The sequence below is a fragment of the Streptomyces sp. NPDC015661 genome (assembly GCF_043077765.1).
In the GTDB taxonomy this organism is placed as follows: Bacteria; Actinomycetota; Actinomycetes; order Streptomycetales; family Streptomycetaceae; genus Streptomyces.
This window is the reverse complement of sequence record NZ_JBIBST010000010.1, coordinates 229,816-241,398: the sequence shown is the minus strand read 5'-3', so window position 1 is coordinate 241,398 and position 11,583 is coordinate 229,816. Positions and strand designations below refer to the sequence as shown.

Below are 11,583 nucleotides of genomic sequence, written 5' to 3'. Positions count from 1 at the left end.
ATGAGTCTTGGACTGGTCGTACGGGTGTCTGTTTCGCTGCCGGGTATGACGCACGTGGCGAGGACACACAGGGGCAGGGGTCGGCGCAGGTGGCCGGCGGTGGCGGTGGCGGGGGTGCTGGTGGCGGGGGCCTCCGGGTGGGCGGTGGCGTACGGGCCGCTGAGGCCGGGTGCGGAGGGGCCGGTGGTGGCGGATCCGGAGGCCGTACGGACGGCGAAGGCGTTTCTGGGCCGGTGGGCGGCGGGCGATCTGGCGGCGGCGGGGCAGCTGACGGATGCGCCGGTGAAGGCGGAGGAGACGCTGCGGAACTTCACGGCGGGTCTGGAGATCGCGAAGCCGGTGCTGACGGCGGGGGCGGCCCGGCCGGAGGGTGAGGCGGGGGCGCGTCTGGCGTTCTCGGCGCGGATGCCGGTGGCGTCGCTGGGCACGTGGTCGTACGGGTCGGAGCTTGCGGTGGCGCGTACGGACGCGGGGTGGCGGGTGCGGTGGGAGCTGCCGCTGATCCATCCGCAGCTGAACGAGAAGCAGCGGTTCAAGCTGGTGGAGGAGGAGTCCTCGGAGCTGGCGGCGGTGGACCGGGACGGGAAGGCGATCTCGGCGGAGGAGCATCCCTCGCTGGTGTCGGTGCTCGGTCTCGGTGGGGGGAAGCCGCGGGGCGAGGTGCGGGTGGTGGACCGGATCACCGGGGAGACGAAGGGGACGGCGGTGCGGTTCGGGCCGGATCCGGGGAAGGACGGGGGTCCGCTGCGGACGACGGTCGACGCGCGGACGCAGCGTGCGGCGGAGGAGGCCCTCGCCCGGCATGCGACGGGGCGGAACGCGGGTCTGGTGGCGGTGCGGATCGACAGCGGCGAGGTGGTCGCGGTGGTGAACGGTCCGTCGGGCGGGTTCAACCGGGCGTTCCAGGGGACGTACGCGCCGGGGTCGACGTGGAAGGTGGTGACGAGTGCGGCGCTGCTCGCGAAGGGGGCGGTGACGCCGGAGTCGCGGGTGGACTGTCCGAAGTACCTGACGGTGGGGAAGCAGTTCCACAACGTGGAGACGTCGGAGATCCGGGACGCGACGTTCCGGGAGGACTTCATCCATTCGTGCAACACGGCGTTCGTGGCGCTGCGGGGGCGGCTCGGACGGGACGAGATGACGGTGTTCGCGAAGGAGTACTTCGGGCTGGGGCCGGAGTGGAAGACGGGGGTGAGTTCGGTGGACGCGGAGGTGCCGGTGCCGGCGGACGAGCCGGAGAAGGCGGCTTCGCTGTTCGGGCAGGGGCGGCTGCGGACGAATCCGCTGGCGATGGCCTCGGTGACGGCGACGGCGGTGTCGGGGACGTTCCACCAGCCGCTGCTCGTGAAGGGGACGGAGCAGCCGGCGGTGGTGACGAAGCCGCTGCCGCGGGAGGTGGTGACGGGCCTGCGGTCGCTGATGCGGGACACGGTGACGGACGGTTCGGCGAAGGTCCTGGCGGGGGTGCCGGGTGAGGTGGGGGCGAAGACGGGGACGGCCGAGGTGACGGAGGACGGGAACAACAACGGCTGGCTGGTGGCGTACGACGGGGAGATCGCGGTGGCGTGCGTGGTGGAGGAGGCGGAGAGCGGCTCGGGCTCGGCGGGCCCGGTGCTGCGGGACCTGCTGCGCGAGCTGGCGGGCTGACGTGCCGCGCGTGGTGCGGGACCTGCTGCGCGAGCCGGCGGGCTGACGTGCCGCGCGTGCTGCGGGACCTGCTCCGCGAGCTGGCGGGCTGACGTGCCGCGCGTGCTGCGGGACCTGCTCCGCGAGCCGGCGGGCTGACGTGCCGCGCGTGCTGCGGGACCTCCGCGCGAGCCGGCGGGCCGGCCGTGTGGTGCGGGACCTGCCGCGCGAGCCGGCGGGCCGGTCGGCCGTGTGGTGCGGGTCCCGCCGCGCGAGCGGCAGGCCGGCCCGGCGGAGGGGGTGGGGCGGGCTGACCTGGGCGGAGGGGCGGGCTGGCTGATCCATTTGGGCGGGCCCCGGGCGGCGGGTAGACTGCCGTAGTTGCTCGGCGAGGGAGGCCGTACCCGTTCAGGGTCACGGCGGTCCGTTATCGACGCGCTCTTCGTAGCAGGCCATCGCCAGTCGTGGCCGGGTGACCACCTTTTTCGTCACCTTCTACGAGGAGTGCAACATGTCCGAGGTCAAGCTCGCCGCTTCCGTCCGCTCGGAGTTCGGCAAGGGTGCCGCCCGCGCCATCCGCCGCGACGCCAAGGTTCCCGCCGTCGTCTACGGCCACGGCTCGGAGCCGGTCCACATCACCCTCCCGGCCCACGAGCTCGGCATGGCGCTCCGTACGCCGAACGTCCTGCTCTCCCTCGACATCGACGGCACCAACGAGCTGGCGATCCCGAAGGCCGTCCAGCGTGACGCCATCAAGGGCTTCCTGGTCCACGTCGACCTGCTCCTCGTGAAGCGCGGCGAGAAGGTCACCGTCGAGGTTCCGGTCCAGGCCGAGGGTGAGCTCGCCGCCGGTGGCAACCTGCTGGAGCACGTCCTCTCCACCCTCTCCGTCGAGGCCGAGGCCACCCACCTCCCCGAGGCCGTCACGGTCTCCGTCGAGGGCCTGGAGGCCGGCGCCTCCGTCCTCGCGAAGGACATCACCCTCCCGAACGGCGTGACCCTGGTCACCGACGCCGACGCCGTCGTCCTGCAGGTCCTGGCCGCGCAGGCCGAGGAGCCGGCCGCCGAGGGCGAGGCCGCCGAGGGCGCCGAGGCCTGAGCCGTAGGCTCTGCCTGACGTGACGGGGTGATGGGCCGTACGGGCCCGTCACCCCGTTTCTCTTGTACGGATACGCGGATACGAGGAGAGCTGCGCACATGACGGACGACGCGAACGCGCCCTGGCTGATCGTCGGTCTCGGCAACCCGGGGCCCGAGTACGCGGCCAACCGCCACAACATCGGTTTCATGGTCGTGGACCTGCTCGCGGACCGGATCCGCGGTTCGTTCAAGCGGGCGCAGAAGGCGCAGGCGCAGGTCGTCGAGGGCCGGATGGGTCCTCCGGGGCCGGAGAACCGCCGGGTGATCCTCGCGAAGCCGATGTCGTACATGAACCTCTCGGGCGGCCCGGTGACGGCGCTGCGCGACTTCTACAAGGTGCCGACGGCGCACGTCGTGGCGATCCACGACGAGCTGGACATCGACTACGGGGTGCTGCGGCTGAAGCTGGGCGGCGGCGACAACGGGCACAACGGCCTGAAGTCGATGACGAAGGCGATGGGCGCGGACTACCACCGGGTGCGGTGCGGGATCGGGCGTCCGCCGGGCCGGATGCAGGTCGCGGACTTCGTCCTGAAGGACTTCTCGTCGACGGAGCGCAAGGACCTGGACTGGTTCGTGGACCGGGCGGCGGACTCGGTGGAGTGTCTGGTGGCGGAGGGCCTGGAGCGGGCCCAGTCGGCGTACAACTCCTAGGTCCCGGCGACGGTCCCGGCAGTGGCCCCGGCGACGGTCCCGGCAGTGGCCCCGGCGGTGGCCCTGGCGATCGGGACGTACGACTGTACGATCGCGGGTCATGACGCACGTCCGTACCGCAGCCATGGCCCTGGTCGCCCTGCTCCTCGTCGTCGCGGGCGCCTGGGCCTCGTGGAACTCCGCCCAGCACGTCCTGCTCGCGAAGGGCCGTGAGCACGGGACGCTGACGGTGACCGACTGCACCGACGAGACGTGCAGCGGCCGTTACGCCCCGGAGGATCCTTCGTCGACGCGTCGGACGCTGACGATCGCGCGTTCGGTGGCGGCGGAGAAGGGCGTGACGATCCCGGTGGTGGTGAAGCCGGGTACGGACGAGGGTGTGCGGACGGGCTGGGGCGGCGGGTTGCACGCGTGGCTGCCGCTGGGCGGGGCGCTGTTGCTCGCGGCGCCGCTGGTGGGCGGCGGGATGCGGCTGACGCGGACGGCGTGGTCGCTGGCGGGGGTCGGCGGGGCGGTGCTGGTGGCGGCGTTCTTCGCCCTCTGACGCTCTTTTAAACCTGTTTCCTGGGCCAATCGTTATGGCCCGCTGGCTTAAGGGCGACTTAAGCCGACGGATAGGCTGCCCCAGCCACCTCCCACGGCATCCTCATCCCACAGATGGACGACTGCACATGCGACGCTCCTTCATACCCGCAGCCGCTCTTGTCGCGGCCATGGCGGGTTCTCTGTCCCTGGCCCCCGCCGCCTTCGCGTCGGACGGCTCCCACACGTACCCGCTGCACCAGCCGACGCCGATCGTCGCCGCGGACGCGCCGCACGACGGTGACTGCCCGACGATCCCGGCCGACAAGGACGGCTGGCACTTCGTCATCCCCGGCAACACCGCCGACTTCACCAAGCTGACGGTGACCTTCGAGCCGGGCGGCGAGCAGGTCATCACGACCTTCGGTCCGCCGTCCGACAAGCACGCGTACGTGGCCTCCGAGCCGGGCGCGAAGCTGGTCTCGGCCGAGGCCGAGGTCGACGGTGTGATCAAGCAGGGCTGGTTCAACCTGTCCCACACCTGCGTGGCCACCTCCACCGGCGGCACGACCGGCGGTTCGACCACCGGTGAGCAGACCACCGGCGGTTCGACCACGGGCGAGCAGACCACGGGCGGCTCCACCACCGGTGAGCAGACCACCGGCGGTTCGACCACGGGCGAGCAGACCACGGGCGGCTCCACCACGGGCGAGACCACCACGACCGGTGGCTCCACCACCGGCGAGACCACCGCCACCGGCGGTTCCTCCACGGGCGAGACCACCGCCACGGGCGGCTCCACCACGGGCGAGACCACCGCCTCCGGCGGCTCCACCACCGGCGGCGAGGTCAAGGACGAGAACGGCAACCTCGCCGAGACCGGCTCCAGCGCGCCCGTCGGCATCCTCGCCGCCGCCGCTCTGGCCCTCGCGGCCGTCGGCGCGGTCCTGGTGACCCGCCGTCGCAAGGCCACGCAGAACTGACGTACCCCGTACGACGACAGAGCCCCCGCCGGGGAATCCGGCGGGGGCTCTGTCGTGTGTACGGGAAGGGCGTCAGCCGGTGTTGCGGAGGCCCGCCGCCACGCCGTTCACCGTGAGGAGCAGGGCCCGGGCGAGCAGCGGGTCCGGGTCCTCGCCGCGCTCGGCGTCCCCGCGCTGGCGGGCGAGGAGGGCGACCTGGAGGTAGGAGATCGGGTCCAGGTAGGCGTCACGGATGGCGAAGGTCTGCTGGAGGACCGGGTTGGAGTCGAGGAGCTCCTCGCCGCCGGTGACCTTGAGGACCTCGGCGACGGTCAGAGCGTGCTCGGCCTCGATGGTGGCGAAGACGTGCTTGAGCTCGTCGGGGACCAGGGTGTCGACGTAGTGGCGGGCGATCCGCAGGTCCGTCTTGGCCAGCGTCATCTCGACGTTGGAGAGGAAGTTGCGGAAGAAGCCCCAGCGCTCGTACATCTCGCCGAGGACCGCGTCGAGGCCGGCCTCGCGCAGGGCCTTGAGGCCGGAGCCGACGCCGTACCAGCCGGGGACGATCTGCCGGGACTGGGTCCAGCCGAACACCCAGGGGATGGCGCGGAGTCCGTCGAGGCCGGCCCCCGAGTCGGGGCGGCGCGAGGGCCGGGAGCCGAGGTGGAGGTCGGCGAGCTGGTCGACGGGGGTGGCCGCGAAGAAGTACGCGGGCAGGTCCGGGTCCTCGACGAGCCGGCGGTACGCGGTGTGGGCGGCGTCCGAGACGGTGTCCATGGCGGCGTCCCAGCGGGCGAGGGCCTCGTCGGACTGGCGCGGCGCGGTGTGCAGGGCGGAGGCCTGCAGGGTGGCGGCGACGGTCAGTTCGAGGTTCTCCCGCGCGAGGGAGGGGATCAAATACTTGTCGGAGATGACCTCGCCCTGCTCGGTCACCTTGATCTCGCCCTCCAGGGTTCCCCAGGGCTGGGCGAGGATCGCGTCGTGCGAGGGGCCGCCGCCGCGGCCGACGGTGCCGCCGCGGCCGTGGAAGAGCCGCAGGCGGACGCCGTAGCGGTGGGCGACGTCGCGGAGCCTGCGCTGGGCGCGGTGGATCTCCCACTGGGAGGTGGTGATGCCGCCGAACTTGGAGGAGTCGGAGTAGCCGAGCATGACCTCCTGGACGTCGCCGCGGAGCGAGACGAGGCGCCGGTAGGAGGGGTCGGCGAGCATGTCGTCGAGGATGACGTCGGCGGCCTTGAGCTCGTCGGTGGTCTCCAGGAGCGGCACGATGCCGATCTTGGCCCAGCCGGCGTGCAGGTCGACCAGGCCGGCCTCGCGGGCGAGGACGGCGGCGGCGAAGACGTCGTCGGCGCCCTGGCACATCGAGATGATGTACGACTCGATGACCTCCGGGCCGAAGCGCTCGAAGGCCTCCTTGATGGTGTGGAAGACGCCGAGGGTCTTCTCGCCGGCGGCGTCCAGCGGGGCCGGGGTCGGGGCGAGCGGGCGGCGGGAGCGGAGCTCCTTGGCGAGCAGCTTCTGCCGGTAGTCGCGGGGCATGTCCGCGTACCGCCAGGACTCCTCGCCGAGGCGGTCGAAGAGCTGGCCGAGGGCGTGGTGGTGGGCCTCGGCGTGCTCGCGGACGTCCATGGTGGCGAGCTGGAGGCCGAAGGCGGAGAGGGTGCGGATGACCCGGTCCATGCGGCCGTCGGCGAAGAGCGCGCCGCGGTGCTCGCGCAGCGAGGTCTGGATGAGGGTGAGGTCGCGGATGAGTTCGGCGGTGCCGAGGTAGTCGCGGCCGTCCTGGTGCGGGGTGCCGTGGGCGAGGCGCTCGCGGGTGTTGACGAGCTTCTGCCGGATGCAGGTGGCCTTGAGGCGGTACGGCTCCTCGGCGTTGAGGCGCTTGTAGCGGGGGCTGATCTCCGGGAGGAGTTCCAGGTCGCGCTGGAGGGAGTCCAGGAGTTCCTGGGTGGCTCCGGTGTAGCGGATGGAGTTGGAGAGCAGTCCGCGGAGGAAGTCGACGAGTTCGAGGGCGTCGGTGATGCCGTGCTCGTGCTGGAGGATCAGGACGTCCCAGGTCACCTGCGGGGTGACGTTGGGGTTGCCGTCGCGGTCGCCGCCGATCCAGGTGCCGAAGGTGAGGGGGCGGGTGCCGGCCGGCAGTTCGACGCCGACGCGCTCCAGTTCGGCGGCGAGGTCCTCCAGGACGTCGCCGACGGCGTTGGCGTGCAGCTCGTCGAGGTAGTAGATGGCGTTGCGGGCCTCGTCGGCGGGCTCGGGGCGGACCACCCGGAGCTCGTCGGTCTGCCAGATGAGGTCGATGTTCTCGGCGAGCCGCAGGTCGGTGCGGCGCCGCTCGGACTGGCTGACCGGGGTCTCCAGGAGGGCGGCGATGCGGCGCAGCTTGTTGAGGACGGAGCGGCGGGCGGCTTCGGTGGGGTGCGCGGTGAAGACGGGCCGTACGTTGAGGTTCTTGACGGTCTCGCGGACGTGCTCGGGGTCGCCGTCCTTGAGCATGTCGGCGGTGCGGGCGAGGAGGCCGCCCTCGGCGGCGCGCTTCTCGCGCATCTCGCGGCCGCGGTGGACCTGCTCGGTGACGTTCGCGAGGTGGAAGTAGGTGGAGAAGGCGCGCACGAGCTTGGCGGCCGTCTCGAGTTCGACGCCACGGAGCAGCTCGGCGGCGGCCTCGCCGTCCTCGCGGGTGAGGCGGCGGACCTTCTCGACGAGGTCGAGAAGCTCGTGGCCTTCCTGGCGTACGAGGGTCTCGCCGAGGAGATCGCCCAGTCGGCGGATGTCGGCGCGCAGCTCGGTGCTGGCGGTGGAGGTCTGGTCGGCACTGCTCACAGGTGCGGCTCCTTGCAGTGTTTGAGCACGTCTGGAGGGGTTCTGGAGGCTTGCGGACCGCGCTGTCCGACGCCCCCAGGATAGGTGTCCACATGGTGGGCGGCGGGCAGGCCCCTCTTTGCGCCCTCTTGCCGCGCGCCACGGCGCTGCCATACTTACGACGCCGTAGGTTACGGATGCGTAGCCACGGCTTCGTGCTTCGACGCGTTTCCCCCTTTTTCACTCACCCCCCAGGGACACCCATGACCATCAGCCCGGAGCTGACGTCGACGGCCGAGGCGCCGGACGACACCGCGGCCCTGCCCTCCGCCACGCTGGGCGGGGACAGCAAGCGTTCGATCGAACAGATCACCCTGCTGCTGTTCATCACGGTGCCGTTCGTGGCGCTGCTCGCGGCGGTGCCGCTGGCCTGGGGCTGGGGGGTGAGCTGGCTGGATCTGGGGCTGATGGTGGCGATGTACTACATCGGCTGCCACGGGATCACGATCGGTTTCCACCGGTACTTCACGCACGGTTCCTTCAAGGCGAAGCGGCCGCTGCGGATCGCGCTCGCGATCATGGGTTCGCTCGCCGTGGAGGGCCCGCTGGTCCGCTGGGTGGCGGACCACCGCAAGCACCACAAGTTCTCGGACGCGGAGGGCGACCCGCACTCGCCGTGGCGGTTCGGCGAGACGGTGCCGGCGCTGATGAAGGGCCTGTGGTGGGCGCACATCGGCTGGATGTTCGACGAGGAGCAGACGCCGCAGCACAAGTACGCCCCCGATCTGATCAAGGACCCGGCGATCCGGGCGATCTCGCGCCAGTTCGTGCTGTGGACGATCGTGTCGCTGGCGATCCCGCCGGTGGTGGGCGGTCTGGTGACGATGTCGTGGTGGGGCGCGTTCACGGCGTTCTTCTGGGGCTCGCTGGTGCGGGTGGCGCTGCTGCACCACGTGACGTGGTCGATCAACTCGATCTGTCACGCGGTCGGCAAGCGTCCGTTCAAGTCGCGTGACCGCTCGGGCAACGTGTGGTGGCTGGCGGTGCTGTCCTGCGGCGAGTCCTGGCACAACCTGCACCACGCGGACCCGACCTCGGCCCGGCACGGGGTGCTGCGCGGCCAGCTCGACTCCAGCGCCCGTCTGATCCGCTGGTTCGAGCAGCTGGGCTGGGCGAGCGATGTCCGCTGGCCGGCGAAGTCCCGCATCGAAGCCCGCCGCCAGAGCGCGTCCGCAGACGCGGCATGATGGAAGACGTGGCGATCGAGGGCAGGACCGGCGGTACCGGCAGCAGCGGCGGAGAGACGAAGCCCCGGCGGGGACGCCGGGTGCGGATGACGGGCGCGGAGCGCCGGGAGCAGCTCCTCGACATCGGTCGCACGCTCTTCGCGGAGAAGGGCTTCGAGGGCACGTCGGTGGAGGAGATCGCGGCGAAGGCCGGGGTCTCCAAGCCGGTGGTGTACGAGCACTTCGGGGGCAAGGAGGGGCTGTACGCGGTCGTCGTCGACCGGGAGATGCGGCAGCTCCTGGACGGGGTGACGGGGGCGCTGACGGCGGGGCATCCGCGGGAGCTCCTGGAGCAGGCGGCGTTCGCGCTGCTCGACTACATCGAGAACTACACGGACGGGTTCCGGATTCTCGTACGGGATTCGCCGGTGGCGCAGTCGACGGGCACGTTCGCGTCGCTGATCAGTGACATCGCCACGCAGGTGGAGGACATCCTGGGTCTGGAGTTCAAGGCCCGGGGCTTCGACCCGAAGCTGGCGCCGCTGTACGCGCAGGCGCTCGTGGGCAGTGTGGCGCTGACGGGCCAGTGGTGGCTGGACGTCCGCAAGCCGGACAAGTCGGAGGTCGCGGCGCATCTGGTGAACCTGGCGTGGCACGGTCTCGACGGCCTGGAGCAGAAGCCGCGGCTGATAGGGCACCGGAAGAGCTGAGGCCGGTGGCCGGGCGTCACAAGGGCTGGATCCGGCAGTCGGGCGGGGCACCGGCTGCCGGGAATCTCGCTTGATCGACTGACGTACCGGGGCGGTACGCTCCTCTCACATCCGGGAGGGTGTTCGCCCCTCGTGTGCGTTCGCCGCCTGCGAGGGCGTCGCGGACCCCTGGGCCCGGCCATGGTTTCTGTGATCCCTGGGGGGGATCTGTTGCGTTCTGTGATGTTCACGCGTGCGCGCCTCACCACCTGCACCGCGCTCGCTCTCTCCGCCGGCATGCTGCTTGCGTCGCCCGCCGTGGCCGATGCCGGCTCCCGGCCGCCGCGTCCCGTCGTGGCGGATCCGCTGCGCGAGGCGGGGGCGCCGCCGCGCCTCGACCTGTCGCCGCTGGCGGGCCCGGCCGGCACGGCCCGTACCGCCGAGGCGGCGGCTGTCGTGCCGTCGCGTTTCGACGTGGACGGCGACGGCCAGACCGATCTGCTCCACCGCGACTGGAACGGCCGGACGATCATCGCGTCGTCCTCGGGCGTGACCACCGAGTTGATCACCGACGGTTCGGTCCTGGACCTCGACCTCGTTCCGCTCGGCGACCAGGACGGCTCGGGCAAGCCCGAGGTGCTGTCGCTGTCGGCGGACGGTGTGCTCCGGCTGTACTCGGAGACGACCGTGACCTCGGCTTCGCCCACCTGGTCGGGCAAGGGCTGGAACATGTACAACAAGGTGTTCTCGCCCGGCGACGTCGACGGCGACGGCAAGAACGACCTCCTTGCCCGGCAGTACAACGGCGAGCTGTACCTCTACCGGTGGACCGGCGGAGCGACGGAGCCGTTCGCCGGCCGGGTGCGGGTGGGCGCGGGCTGGGGCGTGTACGACCAGCTCGTCGGCATCGGTGACAACGACGGCGACGGGAAGGGCGACGCGGTCGCCCGCTCCACGGACGGCAAGCTGTACTTCTACGGCAGCACCGGCGACACGGCCGCGCCGTTCAAGCCGCGCAAGGAGGTCGGGACCGGCTGGCAGATCTACAACCAGCTGCTCAGCTCCGACGACATCAACGGCGACGGCAACGCCGATCTGCTCGCCCGGGACCAGAGCGGTGCTCTGTGGGGCTACAGCGGCCGCGGTGACGGCACCTTCGCGACGCGGCTGAAGCTCGGCGGCACCTGGAACAACGTGGATCAGTTCGCCGCGGCGGGCAACGTCCCCGCCGCCGGCAAGACGGCGTTCCTCGCCCGCGCCAAGTCCGGATACCTCTTCTGGTACGGCAGCCTGAACAACGGCAACATCACCGCGCGCGAACAGGTGGGCACCAGCGACAACTGGGGCGGCGCGAGCATCTCGTTCGTCTCCGCGCTCGACGGCGGCCCGTTCGCCGACCTCCTGGAGATCTACCAGGGTCACCTCTACAACGCCGACCGGGACCTCGGTGCCGGCTGGCAGATCTACAACCTGCTCGTCGGCCCGGGCGACCTGAGCGGCGACGGCAAGGCCGACCTGCTGGCGCGTGACGCCTCCGGTGTCATGTGGCTGTACCGGGGCAACGGCCTGGGCACGGGTGTCGCCTCCCGGATCAAGATCGGTGCCGGCTGGGGCGCGTACAACCGGACCCTCGGCGCGGGCGACTTCTCCGGCGACGGGCGTGCGGACCTCGTGGTCCGGGACGGCTCCGGCAACCTCTGGCTGTACAAGGGCACCGGCGTGGCGACCGCCCCGTTCGCCGCGCGGGTGAAGATCGGCACCGGCTGGGGCATCTACGACAAGCTCGTGGCGCCGGGCGACCTGAACGGCGACGGCAAGGCCGACCTGCTCGCGGTGAACCCGGCGGGCGACCTGTACCGGTACCTGGGCACGGGCACCGGCTCCGCCATCACCGCCCGGGTCAAGATCGGCTACGGCTACCAGATCTACAACACCCTGTACTGACGGGCCTTCGGGCGGCTC

General features: G+C 71.5%; 9 protein-coding genes. 8 read left to right on the top strand and 1 reads right to left on the bottom strand.

Annotation, left to right across the window (positions count from 1 at the left end; translation table 11 throughout):
* Window positions 1-45 precede the first annotated feature (45 nt).
* The 5 genes from ACF07V_RS27205 (at window position 46) to ACF07V_RS27185 (ending at window position 4,925) form a co-directional block, all read left to right on the top strand.
* Window positions 46-1,647: a penicillin-binding transpeptidase domain-containing protein gene (locus ACF07V_RS27205; RefSeq protein ID WP_392157992.1), complete on the top strand. Its 1,602-nt coding sequence runs from the start codon at window positions 46-48 to the stop codon at window positions 1,645-1,647.
* A gap of 490 nt (window positions 1,648-2,137) precedes the next feature.
* A complete protein-coding gene (locus ACF07V_RS27200) occupies window positions 2,138-2,725 on the top strand; it encodes a 50S ribosomal protein L25/general stress protein Ctc (protein ID WP_392158163.1) in 588 nt (195 codons plus the stop codon).
* A 98-nt stretch (window positions 2,726-2,823) separates the two neighbouring features.
* Complete coding sequence (gene pth / locus ACF07V_RS27195) at window positions 2,824-3,420, top strand: aminoacyl-tRNA hydrolase (RefSeq protein WP_392157990.1); 597 nt, start codon at window positions 2,824-2,826, stop codon at window positions 3,418-3,420.
* Window positions 3,421-3,520: 100 nt separating this feature from the next.
* Window positions 3,521-3,964, top strand: coding sequence for a hypothetical protein (locus ACF07V_RS27190; protein ID WP_392157989.1), 444 nt, complete (start codon window positions 3,521-3,523; stop codon window positions 3,962-3,964).
* Window positions 3,965-4,133: 169 nt separating this feature from the next.
* Complete coding sequence (locus ACF07V_RS27185) at window positions 4,134-4,925, top strand: LPXTG cell wall anchor domain-containing protein (RefSeq protein ID WP_392157987.1); 792 nt, start codon at window positions 4,134-4,136, stop codon at window positions 4,923-4,925.
* 72 nt (window positions 4,926-4,997) lie between these two features.
* Here the strand turns inward: ACF07V_RS27185 and ppc are convergent, their stop codons facing one another.
* Window positions 4,998-7,727 (bottom strand): phosphoenolpyruvate carboxylase, encoded by a 2,730-nt coding sequence (gene ppc / locus ACF07V_RS27180; protein ID WP_392157985.1) that lies wholly within the window; start codon window positions 7,725-7,727, stop codon window positions 4,998-5,000.
* Between the two features lie 242 nt (window positions 7,728-7,969).
* On the opposite strand from ppc, the gene ACF07V_RS27175 reads away from it, so the two are divergent.
* The 3 genes from ACF07V_RS27175 to ACF07V_RS27165 all read left to right on the top strand — a co-directional run bounded on the left by ACF07V_RS27175 (window position 7,970) and on the right by ACF07V_RS27165 (window position 11,565).
* Entirely contained in the window at window positions 7,970-8,953 is a 984-nt protein-coding gene (locus tag ACF07V_RS27175) for an acyl-CoA desaturase (protein ID WP_392157983.1), read from the top strand.
* Window positions 8,950-9,642 (top strand): TetR/AcrR family transcriptional regulator, encoded by a 693-nt coding sequence (locus ACF07V_RS27170; protein WP_392157981.1) that lies wholly within the window; start codon window positions 8,950-8,952, stop codon window positions 9,640-9,642. Before ACF07V_RS27175 ends, ACF07V_RS27170 begins: the two co-directional genes overlap by 4 nt.
* 222 nt (window positions 9,643-9,864) lie before the next feature.
* On the top strand, window positions 9,865-11,565 hold the full coding sequence (locus tag ACF07V_RS27165) for an FG-GAP repeat domain-containing protein (protein ID WP_392157980.1): 1,701 nt from the start codon (window positions 9,865-9,867) through the stop codon (window positions 11,563-11,565).
* Window positions 11,566-11,583: the final 18 nt, after the last annotated feature.

Coding starts and splice junctions, on each gene's coding strand:
- ACF07V_RS27205 (WP_392157992.1), top strand. CDS start 46: ATGACGCACGTGGCGAGGACACACAGGGGCAGGGGTCGGCGCAGGTGG.
- ACF07V_RS27200 (WP_392158163.1), top strand. CDS start 2,138: ATGTCCGAGGTCAAGCTCGCCGCTTCCGTCCGCTCGGAGTTCGGCAAG.
- pth (WP_392157990.1), top strand. CDS start 2,824: ATGACGGACGACGCGAACGCGCCCTGGCTGATCGTCGGTCTCGGCAAC.
- ACF07V_RS27190 (WP_392157989.1), top strand. CDS start 3,521: ATGACGCACGTCCGTACCGCAGCCATGGCCCTGGTCGCCCTGCTCCTC.
- ACF07V_RS27185 (WP_392157987.1), top strand. CDS start 4,134: ATGGCGGGTTCTCTGTCCCTGGCCCCCGCCGCCTTCGCGTCGGACGGC.
- ACF07V_RS27175 (WP_392157983.1), top strand. CDS start 7,970: ATGACCATCAGCCCGGAGCTGACGTCGACGGCCGAGGCGCCGGACGAC.
- ACF07V_RS27170 (WP_392157981.1), top strand. CDS start 8,950: ATGATGGAAGACGTGGCGATCGAGGGCAGGACCGGCGGTACCGGCAGC.
- ACF07V_RS27165 (WP_392157980.1), top strand. CDS start 9,865: ATGTTCACGCGTGCGCGCCTCACCACCTGCACCGCGCTCGCTCTCTCC.